The organism is Amycolatopsis sp. BJA-103, assembly GCF_002849735.1.
Taxonomy (GTDB): Bacteria; Actinomycetota; Actinomycetes; order Mycobacteriales; family Pseudonocardiaceae; genus Amycolatopsis.
On the sequence record NZ_CP017780.1, the window covers coordinates 7,161,884 to 7,181,674 of the forward strand.

Here is a 19,791-nt window from a genome sequence, read left to right on the forward strand (position 1 = left end):
GGACTTTCATTGCAAAATTTGCAATGAAAGTCCCCTTCATTGCACCCAACGGACAGCTCAGTTGGCGCAGGGACCGGTGGACGTGTTCGCGCTCAGCGCCGGGGCCGTGTCCACCACCGGTTTGACCTGTTCGGACGTCAGCGTGAAGCCGGTCTCCGGATCCTCGACGGCCGCGCCGAAGACGACCCCGATGACCTCGCCCTCGGGATTGATCATCGGCCCGCCCGAGTTCCCGCTGCGGACCTGCCCGCGCACGGTGAACACGTCGCGCTGCACGGTGTTGGACTCGTAGATGTCCGGCCCGCGCAGGTTGATCCGGCCGCGCACTCTGGCGGGCGACGCGGTGTACGGGCCGTCGAGCGGGTAGCCGAGGACGATCGCGTTGTCGCCCGCCCGAGCGACCTTCGGCGTGAACGGGAGCACCGGCGCCTGCAGCCTCGGCACCGCGAGCACGGCCACGTCGGCCTCCGGGTCGAAGTAGACGACCCTGGCCGCGAACTTGCCCGAAGTCGCTTCGATGGCGACCTCGTCGGTACCGGCGACGACGTGCGCGTTCGTCATCACGCGCTGCGGCGCGATGACGAAACCGCTGCCTTCCAGCGCCCGCGAGCACGAAGTCGCGTTGCCGCGGATCTTCACGACGCTGCCGTGCACCTGCTTGACGATCGCGCTCGCCTGCAGCGCGGTGTCCGGCGGGCTGGTGTCCTGGACGTTCGGCTTCTGGAACGGGTCCACAATGGACGGGAAGCCCGACGCGTCCAGCAGTTTGCGCAGTTCGCTCGGGAAACCCTGTGCCGCGTCCGGCATGACGTCGTTGACGCCGCCGAGCACGACGGAGCTGTTGATCGACTTCGCCAGCCCCGGCACTCCCGAGACGGCCGTGAGCGGCGTCGCGATCAGCCAGGCGACCACGAACACCACGGCGGCCTGCACCACCGCGCCGAGCGTCTTGTCGACGCCGGAAAGCTTGTCCGGGTTGATCTTCTGGCGCAGTTTCCGCCCCACCCACACGCCGAGGGTCTCGCCGAGCGCGACCAGGAACACCACGGTCGCCACCGCGAAGGCGACCTTCGCCGCCGGATGCTCGAAGAGTTCGACGACCAGCGGCGCGATCTTGATTCCCGCGAGCGCGCCCAGCACCACCCCGACCAGCGAAGGGAGAGCGATGATCACCCCCTGGAACGCGCCGGACACGCCCGCCAGCAGCGCGAGCAGGATCACCAGTACGTCAACCCAGTTCACCGGCGCCTACTCCTTCTCCGGCACTTGCCGCCCGTCGACCCGCGCCTGATGTTCGGCCAACGCTACGTCAAGGTCCCGGACGTCGCCGTGGTCCCAGTCCCGTTCCCAGCCGCCGAGCGACAACGTCATCGCCAGCAGACCGGCCGTGAAGCCCCAGACGAACAGCCCGCCGACGTCGAACGCGGGCCCCTTCCAGTCGTAACCCTCGCGCCTGACCTGGAATCGGTTGGCCGGGTCGGTCAGTTCGGCGACCGGCACCCGCGCCACCGCCGCCGTCTCGCCGGGATCGACGGCGTGCACCGGGGACGGCGTCCGCCAGTAGGCGAGCACCGGCGTCACGGCGAAGGCGGAAACCGGCACGAACAGTTCGGGGAAGACGGCGACCGGCAGCACGCCGGAAGGCTCGACGCCGGTCTCTTCCTCCGCTTCGCGCAGCGCGGTGCCGACCGGCCCGTCGTCACCGGACTCGGCGCCGCCGCCGGGGAAGGAGACCTGGCCCGCGTGCGAGCCGAGCGTGTCGGCGCGGCGCTGGAGCAGGACGTCCGGCCCCTGCGGGCCCTCGCCGAAGAGCATCAGGACGGACGCGGACCGGTAGCTCGCGTCCGGTGGCACGCTGAACCGGCTGAAGGCGGCCGCGTCGACGTCCCCGCTGATCTTGACGAGCGGTTGCAGCCAGGCGGGCACGGCCTCCGGGTCCACGAGAGGGCCGGTCATGGTGTCCCTTCCACCGCGGCGCGCACCTGCTCAGTGTTCAGGAAGACGCGTGGGTTCTCGATGAGCCGGACGTCTCCCCCCTTCGTGACCAGGTACGTCGCCGGAAGAGAGGGAGGGACCTTCAGTGCCGTCCGCGCGGGACCCGACTGACCGTCACCGTCGAACACCGACGGCAGCCGGATACCGAGCTCGGCCAGCAGCGCCAGCCCGTCGGCCCCGGAGCTCGCGACCTGGACGAGGAGCACGCGCGCGGCACCGGGCTGCGCGGCGTACTCCTGCAGCAACGGCAGTTCGGCGCGGCACGGCTGGCACCACGACGCCCACAGGTTGACCAGCACGGGACCGTCCGAAAGCACCCGGGCGAGGTCGACCCGGGAGCCGTCGCCGAGGCATTCGACATCGACCCCGCGCAGCGTCGCCACCTCGCCGGGGCCAGGCGGCGGACACGCGGCCAGCCCGGCCTTCGCGCGGGCGGCTGTCAGGTCGCCGGAGGTCTTCACCGGCCCCTGACTGTCACGGGTCGTGAGCAACGCGACGATCAGGGCCACCACCAGCACGGCGGCGCCGAGGGCCAGTTTGGTGACCCTGGTCACCGCCTGGCCGCCAGATCCAGGATGTGCTCGCGTTCTTCGCCCTTGACCAGCTTCGCGGCCTCTTCGAAGTCCGTCGGGCCGGTTCCGTACGAGGGGCACATCTTGGCCAGCGGACAGGCGCCACAGGCGGGTTTGCGGGAGTGGCAGACGCGGCGGCCGTGGAAGATCGTCCGGTGCGACAGGAGCGTCCACTCCTTGCGCGGGATCAGCTCGCCGACGGCGTGCTCGACCTTGACCGGGTCTTCCTCCTCGGTCCAGCCCCAGCGGCGGACCAGGCGGCCGAAGTGGGTGTCGACGGTGATCCCCGGCACTCCGAAGGCGTCGCCGAGCACGACGTTGGCCGTTTTGCGGCCGACACCGGGCAGCGTGACGAGGTCCTTCAGCTTGCCGGGCACTTCGCCGTCGTAGCGCTCCACCAGCGCGGCTCCGAGTCCCATCACCGAGTTCGCCTTGGCCCGGAAAAAGCCCGTCGACCGGAGGTATTCCTCGAGTTCGGCTCGATCGGCGCCGGCGTAGTCGGCGGCACTTCGATAGCGCGCGAAGAGCGCGGGGGTGACTTGATTCACGCGGACGTCGGTGGTCTGCGCCGACAGCACGACCGCGACCAGCAGTTCGAGCGGAGTGGTGAAGTCAAGCTCACAGTGGGCGTCCGGGAACTCGTCGTCGAGGCAACGCTTCATCCGCCTGGCGCGTCTCACCAATGCGAGCCGGCTTTCACCCTTACCCCCCGCACGGGGGGCATTGGTGAGGGCAGGAGGCACCCCGATAGCCTACGGGCGCCATCGGACGAGCCAGTGGGGAGCACCCGCCGGTCGTCGTCCGACACGCCAGAGCACCACCTCGGCGCTTCGATCGAGTACGCCATGAGCGAGGATCTGGAGTAATGCACAATTTTTCGGAATTCCCAGGGCAGGGCTCATGACAGTCTGGTTCGTCATCCTCGTTCCCTTGGTGATCATGTTCTTCGCGCTGTTCATGGAACGCGTGGAGACCAGGCTCAAGCACGTCGCGGTGCAGGAGAACGAGGTCGAGGAGTTCCTCGAGCAGGCGCAGCCCAACGAGGTCCGGGCCCTGTACGGGCACGGCATCGGGCGCGCGCTCGAGCTGTTCCGGCTGCGCAGGCTGGGCGGGAAGGCGGCCAGGCTTCGCGCGCGACGCGTGCGGAGTTAGGCTCCACGTTCGAGCGAGATCGTTCCCGGCACGGACGCGCCTGCGGCGTGCCGACGAGCGATCTCGCGCGCACGACCTAGACTGACGCAAAAGTGAGCGGCGACACGGTCCCCGGCAGTGGGGGATCGACGTCGTATCTCGATGAGGAGGCACCCGAGGTGGACGAAACCCTGGCCCGAGCGGGCATTTTCCAGGGTGTTGAGCCGGCAGCCGCCGAGGCGCTGGCACAGACCTTGGAATCCGTGGAGTTCCCTCGCGGGCATGTCATCTTCAACGAGGGTGAACCCGGCGACAAGCTTTACATCATCCAGTCCGGCAAGGTGAAGATCGGCCGCAAGTCACCCGACGGCCGCGAGAACCTGCTGGGCATCTTCGGCCCGTCCGACATGTTCGGCGAGCTGTCCATCTTCGACCCCGGCCCCCGGACGTCCAGCGCGACGACCGTGACCGAGGTCCGCGCGGTGACGATGGACCGCCCGGCGCTGCGGCAGTGGATCTCCACCCGCCCCGAGATCGCCGAGCAGTTACTGCGCGTGGTCGCCCGTAGGCTGCGCCGGACGAACAACATGGTCGCCGAGCTGATCTTCACCGACGTCCCCGGACGTGTGGCGCGCGCGCTGCTGCAGCTCGCGCAGCGATTCGGCAGCCAGGAAGCAGGCCTGCTGCGGGTCACTCACGACCTGACGCAGGAAGAGATCGCCCAGTACGTGGGCGCTTCGCGCGAGACCGTCAACAAGGCTCTCGCCGACTTCGCGCACCGCGGCTGGCTGCGGCTCGAGGGCAAGAGCGTCCTGATCCTGGACCCGGAGCGCCTGGCCCGACGCGCCCGGTAACCGACAGCACTCCTCAACTGCCGCAAGTAGTCCTCTACTTGCGGCAGTTGTGCGTTCGAGTACCGCGACTAGAGGGCTATTTGCGGAGAGACAACGAAGAGCCGGGCGCCACCCCCGACGTGGCGCACCGGCTCTTCGCTGTGCGCGGACCATCCCCCGACGATCCGCGCTCCCCGCCCTCCGGATTCAGGCCCCGACCCGTACGCCGGAGGGAGTTGGAGATTGTGTGATGTCGTACAACCATCCACGGCCGTCGGCCGTGGATTCAAGCTCTTTCACTCTCAAGGACGCCATCTGCGTCGATTTGTTGCCCCGAATGACTCAGATTTGACTGACTGTTACCTGATCGTGACGAACCAGCGGGCTTCAGGGCTCGTAGTACCCGAATCCGGTGGTGACCAAACTTACCGGCCGAGATCTGGTACTCGCGTACCAAAGTGGTTCATACTGGTACGCGTGTCCCAGTCTGTGTCCGCTTCCGCCGAGAACCACCGCACCTCCCTCGCCGACTACCGGGCCGCGCTGACGGCGCCCGGATCCCGCGGGGCGGTCATCGCGTCCCTGCTCGCCCGTCTGCCGATCGCCATGATCGGTATTTCCGCGCTGCTCTACGTCCAGCGCGAGACGGGCTCCTTCGCCTCGGCCGGGCTGGTGTCGGCCGGGTCGCTGATCGGTGTCTCCGTCGGCGCGGTGGTGCAGGGACGGCTCATCGACCGTTTCGGGCCGACGCGGCCGCTGCTGACCACGACGGTGTTCTTCGCGCTGGCGATGACCGGGCTGGTGTTCGCGATCGAGGCGCACGCGCCGACGCTCGTGCTGGTCCCGCTCGCCTTCGGCACCGGGATCACCGAACCGATGGTCGGCTCGGCCTCGCGGGCACTGTGGACACGGCTGCTGCCCGCCGGGCCGACGCGGAACGCGGCGTTCTCCTACGAAGCGATCAGCATGGAGGTCTTCTTCATCCTCGGCCCGGGGTTCGCCGGGCTGCTGATCGCCGCGCCGTGGGCGGGCACCGGAATCGTCGTGGGCTCGCTGACCATGATCGCGGGCGCGGTGGTGTTCGCGCTGAGCCCGACCGTGCGGGCCTGGGGACCGTCGCCGTCTTCGGGCGGCAAACTGCTCGGCGCGCTGGCCAGCCCCGGCATGCGCACCCTCGCGATCGCCGCGCTGGGCTTCGGCGCCGTGATCGGCTTCGTCGAGGTCGCCGTCCCGGCGGCCGCCACCGAAGCGGGTAACACCTCCATCGGCGGGCTGCTGCTCTCGGCTTGGTCGGTCAGCTCGGTCGCGTTCGGCGTCGCGTACAGCCTGCGCCCGTGGCCGCGCCAGATGGGCCTGCGGCTGCCGGTCCTGCTCGCCGGATTCGGCGCGCTGGTGGCGCTGCTCGCGCTGCCGGGGTCGCTCTGGGGCCTCGCGCTCGCCATGCTCGCCGCGGGTGCCCTCATCACGCCGCAGTCGACGACGCACTCCGCGGCCATCGAGATCGCCGCGCCGAAGGGCACGGCGGCCGAGGCGTTCGGCTGGGTGCTCACCGCGGTGACCCTCGGTCTCGCGTTCGGCCAGTCGATCAGCGGCTACCTCGTCGAGCATGCGGGATACGAAGCGGCGTTCCTCGCCGCCGGCGTCGTCGGATTCGCGCTCGCCGCGGTGGTCTGGTTGCTGCGCGGCACCTTCCGCCCGCAGCCGTCCGGAGCCGTCGCCGAAGCCCCCGAACTTGTCGGTGCCGCCCGCTAACTTGCGGGCATGGACCTGACTGCCGCCACCCGCTCCCTCTCGTCCGCCGTTTCCGCCGCCGCCCGGCTGCTTTCCGCCCGTTCCGGCCTGCTCCTGCGAGCCGGGCGGGAAGGCCTGACCGTCGGCGGCAACGACAGCGAACGAGCGGTCCGCCTGACCTGTGACGCCGTCTCGCACACCGACGGTGAGGTGGTCGTCCCCGCCGGGCCGCTCGCCGAAACCCTCCGCATGCTCGACGACGATCAGGTGCGCCTGGTCGTCGAAGGTTCACGGCTGGCCGTGCGGGTCGAAGGCGGCCGGTTCGCGCTGCCGCTGCTGAGCCGCGAACTGCGCTTGCCGGACATGCCTCCCCTGGTGTCCGAAGTGGACGGTGCGGCGCTGGTGACGGCGTTGCGCACGGTCGCGGGCACCGCGGCCAAGGACGACGCGCTGCCGATGTTCACCGGCGTCCGCGTGCAGAGTTTCAGCCGTGAACTGCGGCTGACCGCGTCCGACCGGTACCGGATGGCCGTGGCCACCCTGCCGCTGCGCGCCGGAGGCGACCCGATCGACGCGCTCGTCCCGGCGGGCCTGCTCGCCGAGACGGCCAAGCAGGCGCGGGGTCCCGTCGGCCTGCACGGCGACGGGACGCGGTTCGGACTGAGCTGGTCCGGCGTCGCCGTCACCACCGCCGTGCTCGACGCGGGATTCCTGTCGGAGAAGCTGATCGAATCGTCCACTGTGGACACGACGGTCGAGGTCGCCGCCGACGCGCTGGCCGCCGCCGTGCGCCGGGTGGGCGTCTACGCGGACGAGCGCCGGGTGCTGACGCTGGAGGTCGGCGACTCGCACCTGCGGCTGGCCAGTTCCAAGCAGGACACGGGCGAGGCCGAGCAGACCTTGAAGGCCGAAGTGTCCGGCGGCCGGACGTCGCCCTCGTTCCAGGCGCGCTACCTGCTGGACGCGCTGCAGGGTTTCGCCGGGGAGCGGGTGCGGCTCGACATCCAGCCCGGGATGCGGGCTTGCGTCATCCGCTCGGTCGAGCCGAGCGAAGTGGACCTGACGTACTACGTGATGCCGATGCTGCCGCGCTGACTCCCGGTCTGTGCCGTGAAGGGGGTCGTGAGTGGCGATTCGGGTTAGAACCCGAATCGCCACTCGCGACCAACCCGACCGATGCGGAAGCGGCACCCCCAAATGCTGTGAAAGGCCCGTTACTGGCAAATTTTGCCAGTAACGGGCCTTTCACAGCACTCTCGCGAGCGCGAAACAGATCAGGCGGAAGCGGCCTTCACCGCGGCCTCGATTTCGCCGAACGAGGGGTTCACCATCGCCGTCGAGCCCACGAACACCGTCGGCACGACCTCGTTCCCGTCCGCCACCGAGCGCACGCGCGCGGCCGCCTCCGGGTCCTCCCAGATGTTGACCCGCTTCACCTTGAAACCGCTCTTCGAGAGCGGCCGCTCCAGCGCGGCGCAGAACCCGCATCCGGGGCGCCAGTAGAACTCGACCTCGACGTCACTCATTCGCCGTCCTCCGACCTCAGGTAGTCCAACTGCGCCCGCACACTCCACTCGGCGGGCGCCCACAAAGCCTTGTCGACGTCGGCGTAGACGACCTCGACCACCTGGCGCGGAGTGGCTTCCGCGCCGAGGATCTTCAGTGCCGAACGCACCTGGTCCAGCCGTTCTTCCCGGTGCGCCAGGTATTCGCGCGCCGTGGCGGCCAGATCGGGTAGTTCGGGGCCGTGCCCTGGCAAGCCGGTGGTGCCGCCGGGCAGCTCGATGAGTTTCCGCAGCGAGCGCAGGTAGTCACCGAGGTCGTGCAGCACGGTGGTGCCGCGGCCGAGGATGGTGTCACCGGTCAGGATCTGCCCGTCGGACACCAGGCAGATCGAGTCGCCGGTGTGCCCGGGCGTGTGCAGCACCGAGAGCTCCAGCCCGGCCGCCTCGACCACTTCACCGTCCACAAGGGACTTTCCGCCGACGCAGAGCGATTCGTCGAACGCCCGCACCGGTGCGCCGACGCGTTCGGCGAACCAGGGCGCGCCCTCGGCGTGGTCGGGATGGTGGTGGGTCAGGATGATCAGCTCGACGTCGCCGGTTTCCGCCAGCAGCGTCAGGTGTTCGACGTCCTCGTGGCCGGGGTCGACGACCACGGAACCGGTCGCGCCGGGACCGCGGAGCACCCAGGAATTGGTGCCCTCCAACGTCATCGACGACGGATTGTGCTCCAGCAGCACGGAAGCTATCGGCGTGACCCGGCGCAGCACGCCGTACGCGGGGGCGCTCACGCCGGGTCCAGCACGACGCGGACCTTGTCGCCGTCGCGCACCAGCGTCGGCATGATCTTCTTGATCTCGCGCTCGACCGCCTGCGCGGCGGCCGCGGAGTCGAAAGCGCCCAGTTCCGCGAGGGTGATCCAGGTCGGGGGCATGAGCATGCGGCGCCCTTCCTTGGCGTCGGCGATGGCTTCCTCCGGCCGCTGCCAGCCGGAGCCGACGGCCTCGGAGGTGGCGCTGTCGGCCTGCTGACCCTCGGGAAGCACGGCGACGAAGAAGCAGGTGTCGTAGCGGCGAGGTTCTTGGGGCGGAGTGACCCAGTTCGCCCACGGGCGCAGGAGATCCGCGCGCAGCGTCAGGCCGTTCGCCTCGAGGAACGCGGCGAGCGAGAGTTCGCGGGAGACCAGTTTTTCGCGAGCGTCGTGATACGGCGTCGCGTCGGCGACGACCACGTCCCCGATGCTCGCGAGCAGCACGCCCGACTCCTCGAACGTCTCCCGCACGGCCGCGCACACCAGGGCGCGGGCGAGCGATTCTTCGCAGCCGAAGCGCTCCGCCCACCAAGCGGGCTCCGGGCCCGCCCAGCTCACCGAAGCGTCGACATCACGGGAATCCACGCCACCGCCGGGGAAAACGGTCATCCCGCCCGCGAACGGCATGCCCTTCACGCGGTGCTGCAGGAAGACCTCGACGCCTTGCGCGCCGTCACGGAGGAGGATCACGGTCGCCGCGTCCTTGGGCGTCACCGGCTCGCCGTCGGCGTTGGCGCGGGTGCCCACCCCGGCCCCCACCGGGATGTCGAATGTCAGTTCTTCAGCCACATCCCGCAACATAACATCGCGTTTCGTCCTCTGGTTGCGATAGTTGCGCGTGCAACCACCGCGTCCAGAGGACGAAACGCGTGGAACTCTTTAAGAGGACCAGCCGCTGCTGCGCGAAGCCCCGTTCAGCCGGATCTTCGCCGCTTCGGCGCGCTCCCGTTCGGCGAGCTCGGCGTGCAGCTCGCGAAGGAGCGCACGATCGCGCTCGCTCAGGCTGGGGTCGTCGAGGTCGAGAGCGGGCAGCTCGACGACCTCGTGCATGCTCGGCTTGCCCGAGGCGATCTCACGGCCCTTTTCGGGGTCCTCTTTGAGCGCCTGCCGCAGCTGCGCGACTTCGGCCGGGGTCAGGTCCGCCGTGCGCTCGGCGCGGGTCTCCGCCCGCGACTTGCGCGGCGGCGCCGGCTCCGGTGAAGGCGGCGGCGAAACCGGCGCGGGCACCTGCTGCACGATCGGCACCACCGGTGCGATCGGCTCGGCCGGTTCGTGACCACCGCTGCCCACCGGCCGCAGCCCGTGCCTGCTCGGCTGCTCCTTGGCCGGCTCGGGAGCCGGGGCCGGAGCGGCCGGTGGGGTCACCGGCTCGGACCGAAAGTCACTGGAATGGGTACTCCCGGTGACCCAGACAGGACTCGCGGCCGACGAAGCGGCCTGGTGGTAGGCGGACCGGGCGACACCGGGTCCCGCGACCTCGACGACCGAACGGATCCCCGCGCGGCGAAGCGCGGTGTCCACGCGGAACGCGACCGCGGGCGGGTTGCCCTCCGGGCCGATCTCGACCAGGACCACCCGCTGCGGCAACGCGCCGGGCACGCTGCCGGCGGGCGTGTTCCGCCACACCGCGTGCACCGACCGGACGTCCGGCAGCACCTGAAGGGTGCGGTCGAGCGCCTCGGCGAGACCGAATTCGGGCGTGTTCTCACCGGTGAACCGGTGGGTGAGCACCGACTCGTCCTCCTCGACGAGCAGGTCGTTCGCCAGTGTGGCGTCGGACCGGCTCATCTCGAGGACGAGCGCGAGTTCACGTTGTTCGGACGAGCTCACCGGGATCTTCCCCGCGATCAGGGTGCCGGTGGTGAGCTCCACCGCTTCGTCGATGTGCGCACGCGCGATCAGCTCACGCGCTTCGGTCAAAGCACTGTCGTCGATACGACCCGCCAGGGCCAGTAACAGGTTGTGCAGGCGCAGGGGCACCGAGAACCCGTCCATGGGCGGGCCGTCGTGGACCTCCACCATTGCTCTGCTCCCTCCCGGCTCGCCTGGTGGTGCGAGCGTTAAGCGGCGACCAGCCGACTTCCGGTGTCCACCGCGCCCACACAGACCAGTTCGGAGCTGGCGAGCGCGGTGCGGTGATAGCCGGTGAGATCGATGCTCGGCGGGAGGACCTCGACGCCGGGCTCCTCGTCCCCCAGCACGCGCAGGACGCGCTGCAGTTCGCCCGTCAGCCTCGGCAGCCCGTTGAGCGCCGTGACCAGGAGGACTCGTTTCGCCCCACCCTCGCCGACCACACCAAGGTGTCGCCAGCTTTGCCGCACCTCACCCACATCCGGCCGCCCCCGCAACGTTGCGTGGATCAATACGGACACAGAGTCGACGGAGTTCACCCATTCGGGCGCACTCTGCGTGAATGTGTACCTGGTCTCGGTGACGTCGTCTACCCCCAGGGTGGAACTCACCTGATGCCAGTCCGCCCCGTGAGGAATGAGCCCGGCGACTAGCAGGCGATACTCGGTTTGGTCCAGATCGATCCTGTGCTTAAGCAAAGACCTGGGGAGCGTCCGCGCGAGCGTCCCCATCGCGCCCTCGCCCAGCCAGTCGCGGAACCGCCACAAGAGCTGATCCGGCAGCCGTCCGGCCAGCCGGAGCAGAAGCTCGTGCGAGGACTTTTCGATGTCCGGGTCCATCACTTCACCTCCACGATCAGTTCGATCTCGACCGGCGCCCCGATCGGCAGCTCGGCGACCCCGACGGCCGAACGGGCGTGGATGCCCGCGTCGCCGAAGATCTCGCCGAGCAGCTCGGACGCCCCGTTGATCACCGCGGGCTGACCGGTGAAGCCCTCCGCGGACGCCACGAACCCGACGACCTTGACCACGCGCACGATGTTGTCGACGCCGGCGATCGAGTCGACCGCGGCGAGCGCGTTGAGGATCGAAGTCCGCGCGTACTGCTTCGCCTCTTCGGGGCTGACCTCGGCGCCGACCTTGCCGGTCGCTTCGAGCTCACCCTTGACGAAGGGCAGCTGCCCCGACGTGTAGACGTGCGAACCGGTGCGGACGGCGGGCACGTAGGCCGCCAGCGGGGCGGCGACGCCGGGAAGTTCGATACCGAGCTCGGCGAGTCGATCGCTCCAGGTCATGGCTTCAATCCCTCAGTTCTTGGCTCGTTTGAGGTAGGCGACGTGCTGCTCGCCGGTCGGGTTCGGGAGCACGGTGACGAGCTCCCAGCCGTCCTCGCCCCACTGGTCGAGGATCTGCTTGGTGGCGTGGATCAACAGGGGGACGGTCGCGTACTCCCACTTGGTGGCGCTCATGTCGGGGAGCGTAGCCAAACCGGCAAGAGCGCCCGACACACATGCGGAAAACCCTCTCGCGACCGGTTCGCCGATTTCCCGCCGATGTGGTTCACTTCACACCTACTCGTCAGTAGATAGGACGTTGACATGCGGACGACGAAGTCCCTTGCCGCCGCCTGCGCGGCCGCGGCCCTTGCCCTGATCTGCGCCGCACCGGCGAACGCCGCCCAGAAACTTCCCGTTCCGTGGACCCTCGCCGCGGCCCTGCCCGCGCAGGCGGCGAATCCCGGCGGCCCGCCACCCGGGTCGAATGATTTCGACTGCAGTCCGAGTACCGCCCACCCCAACCCCGTGGTGCTGACGCACGGTCTCGGCGCCAACCAGACGGTGAACTGGCAGACGTTCGGCCCGCTGCTCAAGAACAACGGGTACTGCGTCTTCTCCCTGACCTACGGGATCCCCGGCAAGCCGCTGCCGATCTACCAGCCCGGCGGGCTCCTGCCGATGGAACAGAGCGCGAAGGAGCTGTCGGCGTTCGTCGACAAGGTCCTCGGTGCGACCGGAGCGTCCAAGGTGGACATCCTCGGGCACTCCGAGGGCACGCTGATGCCTTCCTATTACGTGAAGTTCCTCGGCGGAGCGTCCAAAGTGGACAAGTACGTCAGCCTGACCCCGCTGTGGGACGGCACGACCCTGTTCGGCGCCTCGCATCTCTACGCGCTCGCGGGCGCGCTGGGGCTCGCACCCGGGATCAACGGCATCCTCGACCCGGCCTGCGGCTCGTGCCGCCAGTTCCTCCGCGGTTCGGAGTTCCTCACGAACCTGCGCTCCGGGAACGGCGTCTTCCAGCCGGGCGTGACGTACACGAACATCATGACCCGCTACGACGAGGCCGTCGTCCCGTACACGAGCGGCATGGGCAAGGGCCCGAACGTGAAGAACATCGTCCTGCAGGACGGCTGCCTGCTGGACCTGGCGGAGCACGCCGGGGTCGCCGCCGACCGCAACGCGGCCGGGCACGTCCTCAACGCCCTCGACCCGGCGCACGCGAAGCCCGTCCCGTGTGTGCCCGCGACCCCCATCGGGAGCTGAAGGGGCCTTTCCCCGCATGCGATGAGGTGAAGGGAGCTTTCACCTCATCGCATGGGGGCATGGCGTCCTTCAGCCCCCACTAGGCTGACCGGGGTGGAGACCTGGCGTGTGGTCGCGACCGTCCTGCTCGCCGCGGCCGGGCTGCCGCTGGTGCTCGTCCTGATGGCGAAGGCACGGGACCGCACGGACAGGTCGGGGACGGTCGCGATCACCGGCGCGGTGGCCTTCGTGGTCCTCCTGCTGCTCGGTGTGGTGATGCTCACGGTGCTGCCCGGCGTCCTGACCTGGGTCATCGTCGCGGTGGTCGCCGCTGCGCTCGGCGTCATGCTGCTGGCGGGCTGAACCCTCAATTAGGGTGGGACCGGTGAGCACATCCCTTGCCGGCTGGACCGACGAACTCGCGAGAGCCAGGCTGCATTTCGTCACCGGCAAGGGCGGGACGGGCAAGACCACGCTCGCCGCCTCGCTGGGCCTCGCGCTCGCCAAGGGCGGGCGCCGCGTGCTGCTGATCGAGGTCGAAGGCCGCCAGGGCATCGCCCAGCTCTTCGACACCGAGCCGCTGCCGTACGCCGAGCAGCGCATCGCGGCCGTGCCCGGCGGCGGTGAGCTGCGCGCACTGCACATCGACGTCGAGGCCGCGCTCCTCGAATACTTCGAAATGTTCTACAACCTCGGCTTCGCGGGGCGGACGCTGCGGCGGATGGGCGCGATCGAGTTCGCCACGACGCTCGCGCCGGGGCTTCGCGACGTCCTGCTGACCGGCAAGATCAAGGAATGCGTCGGCCGGACAGAGTCGGACGGCCGCCACACCTACGACGCCGTCGTCGTCGACTCGCCGCCCACCGGCCGGGTCGTGAAGTTCCTCGACGTCACCAAGGCGCTGACCGATCTCGCCAAGACCGGCCCGATCCGCGGCCAGGCCGACGGCGTCGTCCGGCTGCTGCACTCCGGCGAGACCGCCATCCACCTGGTGACACTGCTGGAAGAGATGCCGGTGCGGGAGACCGTCGAAGCGGTCGCCGAACTCGACGGCGCGGATCTGCGCCCCGGCGCGGTGCTGGTCAACCGGGTCCGCCCGCCGAGGCTGCCCGCGCGATCGGTGACGGCCGCCGCGGACGGCCGCGTCGACGCCTCGCGCGTCCGCGCCGGGCTCGCGTCGGCCGGGCTGAACCTGCCCGACAGCACTCTCGACGCGCTGGTCGAGGAGACCGTCGAGCACGCCGTCCGGGTCGCGGCCGAACAACGCGCCCGCGAGCAACTGTCCGAAGCGGACCTTCCCGGCCTCGAACTGCCGGACCTGACCGACGGGGTCGACGTCGCGGCGCTCTACGACCTCGCCGAAGCGCTGACCGAGCAGGGAGTGCGCTGATGTCGGACATCCTGGAGATCGACAAGCTGATCGACGATCCGGAGAGCCGGGTCATCGTCTGCTGCGGGTCCGGCGGGGTCGGCAAGACGACCACCGCGGCGGCGCTGGCGCTGCGCGCGGCCGAACGCGGACGGCAGACAGTGGTGCTCACCATCGACCCGGCGCGGCGGCTGGCACAGGCGCTCGGCCTGCGCGAACTGGGCAATCACCCGAAGCAGGTGCACGTCGAAGGCTTCGAGCCCAAGGGCGAACTCTGGGCGATGATGCTCGACATGCGCCGCACCTTCGACGACATGGTGCGGGTGCACGCCGGCCCGGAACGCTCCGAGCAGCTGTTGCAGAACCCCTTCTACCAGACCATTTCCACGTCGTTCTCCGGAACGCAGGAGTACATGGCGATGGAGAAGCTGGGGCAGCTCGCGGCCACCGACGAGTGGGACCTGATCATCGTCGACACCCCGCCGAGCCGGTCCGCGCTGGACTTCCTCGACGCGCCGACGCGGCTTTCCAGCGCGCTCGACGGCCGGATGATCCGGCTGCTCACCGGTCCGGCCAAAGCGGGCGGCTGGGGACTGCGCAAGGTCGTCAACGCCGGGTTCTCGATGTTCGCGAAGGCCGTCTCGACGATCATCGGCGGCCAGCTGCTGACCGACGCTTCGGCGTTCATGCAGGCCTTCGACAGCATGTTCGGCGGCTTCCGCGAACGCGCGCGCAAGACCTCCGAGTTGTTGCGGTCCGGCGGGACGTCGTTCCTCGTGGTCGCCGCGCCGGAGCCGGACGCACTGCGCGAGGCGTCCTACTTCGTGGAGCGGCTTTCGGAAGAGAGCATGCCGCTGGCCGGGCTGGTCGCGAACCGGACGCATCCGGTGCTCGCGGCGCTGACCGGCGCGGAGGCCATCGCGGCCGCCGAGCAGCTGGCGAAGGGCGAGGCCGGCGCACCGCTGGCCGAAGCCGTCCTCCGCCTGCACGCGGACCGGGTCGCGCTGGCCGAACGAGAGACGCGGCTGCTCGCCAGGTTCACGCGGGCTCATCCCGAGGTCCCGCTGGTGCGGGTGCCCGCGCTCCCCAGTGACGTGCACGATCTCGAAGGCCTGCGCGACATCGGAACCAGGTTGGGTACCCAGTCCTGAAAGTCCGTGGAGGACTCCTTCCCTACCTTGGACTCAGGGAAGGGGTCCTCCACGGATTCCTGATCACGAGACTCGGACGCGTACGTCTTCCTCTTCGTCGATCCCGGTGAAACTGCGCTTCGCCGCTTCGAGCAGATCCGCCCAGCTGGTCACGTCCGGCCGCCGTCGCAGCAGCGCCCGCCGTTCCCGTTCGGTCATACCTCCCCAGATACCGAAGTTGATCCGGCCATCGAGCGCTTCCGCGAGGCATTCCGTCCTGACCGGGCAACCGAGGCAGACCGCCTTGGCCCGGTTCTGTTCCGCACCCCGGACGAACAAACCGTCCGGATCGGTGTCGCGGCACGACGCATTGACTCGCCAGCTCGACTGGTTGGTTTCCATACCCCCAGCTCCCTACCCTGGTGTTCGACACACCACGGGGGGACGAAAAGCCTGCGCTCCTGCCCCCATGAGCGTGTCTCCCTTGTGCTCACGTCGGTTGAGCCGGCACCTCCCCGGTGCCGGTGCCTCCGTTCGGTCGAATGCGACTGCCGCTCGCACTCACCCGTCTGTCGGCTTTTTCATACGTGAGACGTTGACGGACTGTAAGGGCCCTCGGTTCCCTCCGCCAAGCCCTAGAATGCCTCCCGTTACCGGACGTCACCACATGGGGTCGATTTCGTGACCGAATCCGCACCGACAGCGAGGTGACGTCACGGTGGGCTAACGGGATCCGCGTACCCTGGTCCGCGTGCGCAAAACGGACGGTCTGCTGAAGCTCATTGGCCTGTGTGTGCTCGCGGGGGTGCTGGTCGCGGGAATGTTGTTCCCGGTGGCGGGCGCCGCGGGCGTGATCTCCAACCAGGCGAGCGAGACCGTCGACAAGACATCTTCGGACCTTGCGGACATTCCGCCGCCCCTGGTGACCACGATCACCGACAACACCGGCAAGCAGATCGCGACGCTGTACAAGCAGTTCCGCATCCCCACCGCCGAGACGCAGATCAACGACGCCATGAAGTGGGCGCTGATCTCGGTCGAGGACAAGCGCTTCTACGAGCACAACGGGGTGGACTGGAAGGGCACGCTGCGCGCCGCGGTCAGCAACAGCACCGGCGGGGACACGCAGGGCGCGTCGACGCTGACCCAGCAGTACGTCAAGAACTACCTGATCAACGTCGTCTACCGGGACGACAAGCCGGGCCAGAAGCGCGCACAGGAACAGTCGGTCGCCCGGAAGCTGAAAGAAGCCCGGATCGCGATCCAGCTGGAAACCAAGCTGAACAAGATGCAGATCTTGACCGGCTACCTCAACGTCGTCGAGTTCTCGCGCGAGATCTTCGGCGTCGGCGCGGCCGCGCAGGCGTATTTCAACACCCCCGTCGAGAAGCTGACGGTGCCGCAGGCCGCGCTGCTGGCCGGTCTGGTGAACAACCCGATCGTCAACGACCCGTGGAAGGCCCCGGCGAAGGCGACCGAGCGCCGCAACCTGGTGCTGGACCGCATGGTCGACAACCACAAGCTCGCGAAGGTGGACGCGGACCGGTTCAAGGGCGAACCGCTCGGCGTCGTCGAGGGCGGTCCGCAGAAGCCCGCGTCGAACTGCACCGGCGCCGGAACGGAAAACGGTTTCTTCTGCCAGTACGTCGAGGACTATCTCCTCAAGAACGGCATGACGAAGGACGACCTCTACACCGGCGGCTACCAGATCAAGACCACTTTGGACGAACGGGCGAACCACGAAGCCAAGATGTCGGCCGAGGCACAGGTCAAGAAGACGCAGGACAACGTCGCGAACACACTGTCGCTGGTGAAGCCGGGCAAGAACCGGCACGAAGTCGTGGCGCTGGCGGCGAACCGTGACTACGGGCTGCACGAAGACCAGGGCCAGACGACCTTCGCGTTGCCTTCCGGCGTCTACAACACCGCTGGCGCTGGTTCCGCGTACAAGGTCTTCACCGCCGCCGCGGCACTGGAAGCCGGCGTGGCCGGGATCAACACCTCGCTCCCGGTACCCGATCTCTACGTCTCCAACGTGTTCGCCGGTGGCCCGAAGAAGTGCCCCGTGGCTCCCCGGCCCCCTGCCGGGCCGGGTGGTAACTGGTACTGCGTCGGCAACGCGGGCGACTACAACCCTGCCGGTGGGACGATGTCGATGCAGCAGGCGCTGGCGACCTCGCCGAACACGGCGTTCGTGGCGCTGGAGGACCGGCTCGGGAGCACCGGACCGGTCGTGGAGATGGCGCGCAAGCTCGGCATGCGCGACACCATGGCCAGCAACCGGGGCGGCGGCACCGTCGACCCGAACTCCAAGGACGACGGCGTCAACGTCAATCAGCTCCAGGCATACGGACCGAAGCCGGGCTGGAACGGATCAGGTGCGTTCACCCTCGGCGTGAGCCCACTGTCCGGTCTGGAACTGGCGAACGTCGCCGCCACGATCATGAGCGGCGGCGTCTGGTGCCCGCCGACCCCCCTCTCAGGCATCACCGACCGGGAGGGGAAGCCGGTTCCGGTCAAGGAAGCCGCTTGCGAGCAGGTGGTCCCCGAAGGCCTCGCCAACACCCTCGCGGTCGGCATGAGCAAGGACAGCCAGGGCGGGACGTCGACCGGCGCCGCGAGCGGCGCCAAGTGGAACCGGCCGGTGATCGGCAAGACCGGGACCACACAGAGCAACGGCGCGGGCTCGTACATGGGGGCTACCCCGCAGCTCGCGGGCGCGGCGATGGTGTTCCGCCCGAAGGGTGGAAGTGGCGGCCTCTGCTACCTCGGCCCGGGCAACGTGTCCGCTCGCGGCTGCGAAAACATGTGGGGCGGCAAGACGCCGGCACAGACCTGGTTCGGGGCGATGTCGAAGATCCTCGAAGGCCAGGAAGCGCTGCCGCTGCCGGCGCCGGACCCGAAGTACATGGGCGGCGGACGCTGATCCTCCACGGCCGCGTTCACCAGCGCAAATCACGATGAGTCACACGAATCTAACTTTGAGTGAGCAGCTGGCGGCCTAACGGGGAACAGCTGTCGACAAGACCATGTCGGCTGATCACCACACCCCTCGCCGACCACGGAAAGTGAAGAAAAGAGGCCATTCCAGCGATTCTTCGGGATCGCCGGAATGGGGGCGGACGATCACCACCGATGAGCACGTAAACTGGACATCGTGAGCACGCTCAGTAACAGCAACACCTCGAGGGCGACGGTACGGCGCTTGGCCGTGGGAACCGTCGCCCTGGGAGCCGCGACCCTCGGTTACGCGGTCGGCATCGAAAGGCGCCGGTGGACGCTTCGCACCGCGGAGCTCCCGGTCCTCGCCGCGGGGGCGAAGCCCTTCACGATCCTCCACATCTCGGACCTGCACATGCTGCCCGGGCACGTGAGCAAGCAACGCTGGGTAGCCGCGCTCGACGAGCTCGAACCGGATCTCGTCGTCAACACCGGTGACAACCTGTCACATCAGCAGGCCGTCCCGTCGGTGCTGCGCGCACTCGGCCCCCTGCTCGAGCGGCCCGGCGTGTTCATTTTCGGCAGCAACGACTACTACGCGCCGAAACCGAAGAACCCGGCGCGCTACCTCATGCCGAAGGGCAAGAAGAAGCGGATCCACGGCGAGCACCTGCCCTGGCGCGACCTCCGCGCGGCCTTCGTCGAACACGGCTGGGACGACCTCACGCACGTCCGCCGCACCATCGAGGTCGCCGACCAGTACGTGTTCACCGCCGGCGTCGACGACGCCCACCTCCGGCGCGACCGGTACGCCGACATCGCGGGCCCGGCCGACCGCGGCGCCGCCGTCCGCATCGGTGTCACGCACTCCCCGGAACCGCGCGTCCTCGACGAGTTCGCCGGCGACGGCTACGACCTCGTCCTCGCGGGCCACACGCACGGCGGGCAACTCCGCGTCCCCGGCTACGGCGCGCTCGTCACCAACTGCGAACTCGACCGCACCCGCGCCCGCGGCGCGTCCCGCTGGGGCGCCCAGATGTGGCTCCACGTCTCCGCCGGACTGGGCACCTCGCCGTACGCCCCCGCGCGCTTCGCGTGCCCTCCCGAGGCCAGCCTGCTGACCCTCGTCCCACGGGGTACGACCAGCGGCGATCACCGGAAAGCAGCCCCCCGCAAAGCGCGAAACACCGTCCGCTAAACTTCTCCACGACCCGCTAAGAAGTATCCGGGGTGTGGCGCAGCTTGGTAGCGTGCCTCGTTCGGGTCGAGGAGGTCGTGGGTTCGAATCCCGCCACCCCGACGCTAGATCAAGAAGGTCCCGCTCGCAGAACACGCGAACGGGGCCTTCTTGCGTTGCGCCCGGGTCGTGCCGGGTCGTGTCGGCGTGGGCTGAAGGGCCCCTTCC

At 69.0% G+C, this 19,791-nt stretch carries 22 protein-coding genes and 1 tRNA gene; 11 read left to right on the forward strand and 12 right to left on the reverse strand.

Annotated features, from left to right (window positions below; all coding sequences use genetic code 11):
- Positions 1 to 57 precede the first annotated feature (57 nt).
- Genes BKN51_RS31820 through nth form a run of 4 tightly spaced genes read right to left on the reverse strand, consistent with a single transcriptional unit; the run spans position 58 to position 3,229 of the window.
- Positions 58 to 1,242, reverse strand: a complete 1,185-nt coding sequence (locus BKN51_RS31820) for a MarP family serine protease (RefSeq protein ID WP_101611139.1) — start codon at positions 1,240 to 1,242, stop codon at positions 58 to 60.
- Positions 1,243 to 1,248: 6 nt separating this feature from the next.
- The gene (locus BKN51_RS31825; protein WP_101611140.1) at positions 1,249 to 1,956 is read right to left on the reverse strand and encodes an NUDIX hydrolase; all 708 of its coding nucleotides are present in this window, start codon (positions 1,954 to 1,956) and stop codon (positions 1,249 to 1,251) included.
- A complete protein-coding gene (locus tag BKN51_RS31830; protein WP_101611141.1) occupies positions 1,953 to 2,549 on the reverse strand; it encodes a TlpA family protein disulfide reductase in 597 nt (198 codons plus the stop codon). The genes BKN51_RS31825 and BKN51_RS31830 overlap by 4 nt, the downstream gene beginning before the upstream one ends.
- Positions 2,546 to 3,229, reverse strand: a complete 684-nt coding sequence (gene nth / locus BKN51_RS31835) for an endonuclease III (RefSeq protein WP_101611142.1) — start codon at positions 3,227 to 3,229, stop codon at positions 2,546 to 2,548. The genes BKN51_RS31830 and nth overlap by 4 nt, the downstream gene beginning before the upstream one ends.
- 238 nt (positions 3,230 to 3,467) lie before the next feature.
- Between nth and BKN51_RS31840 the strand changes: the two genes are divergently transcribed.
- From BKN51_RS31840 to BKN51_RS31855, 4 genes are all read left to right on the forward strand, one after another.
- Positions 3,468 to 3,719 (forward strand): hypothetical protein, encoded by a 252-nt coding sequence (locus tag BKN51_RS31840; protein WP_005166943.1) that lies wholly within the window; start codon positions 3,468 to 3,470, stop codon positions 3,717 to 3,719.
- Between the two features lie 158 nt (positions 3,720 to 3,877).
- Positions 3,878 to 4,552, forward strand: a complete 675-nt coding sequence (locus BKN51_RS31845; RefSeq protein ID WP_003081747.1) for a Crp/Fnr family transcriptional regulator — start codon at positions 3,878 to 3,880, stop codon at positions 4,550 to 4,552.
- 468 nt (positions 4,553 to 5,020) lie between these two features.
- A complete protein-coding gene (locus tag BKN51_RS31850) occupies positions 5,021 to 6,283 on the forward strand; it encodes an MFS transporter (protein ID WP_101611143.1) in 1,263 nt (420 codons plus the stop codon).
- 9 nt (positions 6,284 to 6,292) lie between these two features.
- Complete coding sequence (locus tag BKN51_RS31855; protein WP_101611144.1) at positions 6,293 to 7,357, forward strand: DNA polymerase III subunit beta; 1,065 nt, start codon at positions 6,293 to 6,295, stop codon at positions 7,355 to 7,357.
- 179 nt (positions 7,358 to 7,536) lie between these two features.
- On the opposite strand, the gene BKN51_RS31860 is transcribed toward BKN51_RS31855, so the two are convergent.
- The 7 genes from BKN51_RS31860 to BKN51_RS31890 form a co-directional block, all read right to left on the reverse strand.
- Entirely contained in the window at positions 7,537 to 7,788 is a 252-nt protein-coding gene (locus BKN51_RS31860; RefSeq protein WP_101611145.1) for a glutaredoxin family protein, read from the reverse strand.
- Positions 7,785 to 8,555: an MBL fold metallo-hydrolase gene (locus tag BKN51_RS31865; RefSeq protein ID WP_101611146.1), complete on the reverse strand. Its 771-nt coding sequence runs from the start codon at positions 8,553 to 8,555 to the stop codon at positions 7,785 to 7,787. Before BKN51_RS31865 ends, BKN51_RS31860 begins: the two co-directional genes overlap by 4 nt.
- Positions 8,552 to 9,364 (reverse strand): NUDIX hydrolase, encoded by an 813-nt coding sequence (locus BKN51_RS31870; RefSeq protein WP_101613578.1) that lies wholly within the window; start codon positions 9,362 to 9,364, stop codon positions 8,552 to 8,554. Before BKN51_RS31870 ends, BKN51_RS31865 begins: the two co-directional genes overlap by 4 nt.
- A 90-nt stretch (positions 9,365 to 9,454) precedes the next feature.
- Positions 9,455 to 10,597, reverse strand: coding sequence for a hypothetical protein (locus tag BKN51_RS31875; RefSeq protein ID WP_101611147.1), 1,143 nt, complete (start codon positions 10,595 to 10,597; stop codon positions 9,455 to 9,457).
- A gap of 38 nt (positions 10,598 to 10,635) precedes the next feature.
- The gene (locus BKN51_RS31880) at positions 10,636 to 11,265 is read right to left on the reverse strand and encodes a hypothetical protein (protein WP_101613579.1); all 630 of its coding nucleotides are present in this window, start codon (positions 11,263 to 11,265) and stop codon (positions 10,636 to 10,638) included.
- Entirely contained in the window at positions 11,265 to 11,720 is a 456-nt protein-coding gene (locus tag BKN51_RS31885) for a RidA family protein (RefSeq protein WP_101611148.1), read from the reverse strand. Before BKN51_RS31885 ends, BKN51_RS31880 begins: the two co-directional genes overlap by 1 nt.
- A 12-nt stretch (positions 11,721 to 11,732) precedes the next feature.
- On the reverse strand, positions 11,733 to 11,894 hold the full coding sequence (locus tag BKN51_RS31890) for a DUF4177 domain-containing protein (protein WP_005166970.1): 162 nt from the start codon (positions 11,892 to 11,894) through the stop codon (positions 11,733 to 11,735).
- Positions 11,895 to 12,023: 129 nt separating this feature from the next.
- Between BKN51_RS31890 and BKN51_RS31895 the strand changes: the two genes are divergently transcribed.
- From BKN51_RS31895 to BKN51_RS31910, 4 genes are all read left to right on the forward strand, one after another.
- Entirely contained in the window at positions 12,024 to 12,968 is a 945-nt protein-coding gene (locus tag BKN51_RS31895; protein WP_101611149.1) for an esterase/lipase family protein, read from the forward strand.
- A gap of 93 nt (positions 12,969 to 13,061) precedes the next feature.
- Entirely contained in the window at positions 13,062 to 13,310 is a 249-nt protein-coding gene (locus tag BKN51_RS31900) for a hypothetical protein (protein ID WP_101611150.1), read from the forward strand.
- A 22-nt stretch (positions 13,311 to 13,332) separates the two neighbouring features.
- Entirely contained in the window at positions 13,333 to 14,337 is a 1,005-nt protein-coding gene (locus tag BKN51_RS31905) for an ArsA-related P-loop ATPase (protein ID WP_101611151.1), read from the forward strand.
- The gene (locus BKN51_RS31910) at positions 14,337 to 15,467 is read left to right on the forward strand and encodes an ArsA family ATPase (RefSeq protein ID WP_101611152.1); all 1,131 of its coding nucleotides are present in this window, start codon (positions 14,337 to 14,339) and stop codon (positions 15,465 to 15,467) included. The genes BKN51_RS31905 and BKN51_RS31910 overlap by 1 nt, the downstream gene beginning before the upstream one ends.
- Positions 15,468 to 15,530: 63 nt before the next feature.
- Here BKN51_RS31910 and BKN51_RS31915 read toward each other — a convergent pair whose 3' ends face one another.
- Positions 15,531 to 15,848 (reverse strand): WhiB family transcriptional regulator, encoded by a 318-nt coding sequence (locus BKN51_RS31915; protein ID WP_020632155.1) that lies wholly within the window; start codon positions 15,846 to 15,848, stop codon positions 15,531 to 15,533.
- Between the two features lie 349 nt (positions 15,849 to 16,197).
- On the opposite strand from BKN51_RS31915, the gene BKN51_RS31920 reads away from it, so the two are divergent.
- The 3 genes from BKN51_RS31920 (at position 16,198) to BKN51_RS31930 (ending at position 19,686) form a co-directional block, all read left to right on the forward strand.
- Entirely contained in the window at positions 16,198 to 18,372 is a 2,175-nt protein-coding gene (locus tag BKN51_RS31920) for a transglycosylase domain-containing protein (RefSeq protein ID WP_101611153.1), read from the forward strand.
- A gap of 285 nt (positions 18,373 to 18,657) precedes the next feature.
- Positions 18,658 to 19,584, forward strand: a complete 927-nt coding sequence (locus BKN51_RS31925) for a metallophosphoesterase (protein WP_174720563.1) — start codon at positions 18,658 to 18,660, stop codon at positions 19,582 to 19,584.
- A gap of 28 nt (positions 19,585 to 19,612) precedes the next feature.
- A tRNA-Pro gene (locus BKN51_RS31930) sits at positions 19,613 to 19,686 on the forward strand.
- Positions 19,687 to 19,791: the final 105 nt, after the last annotated feature.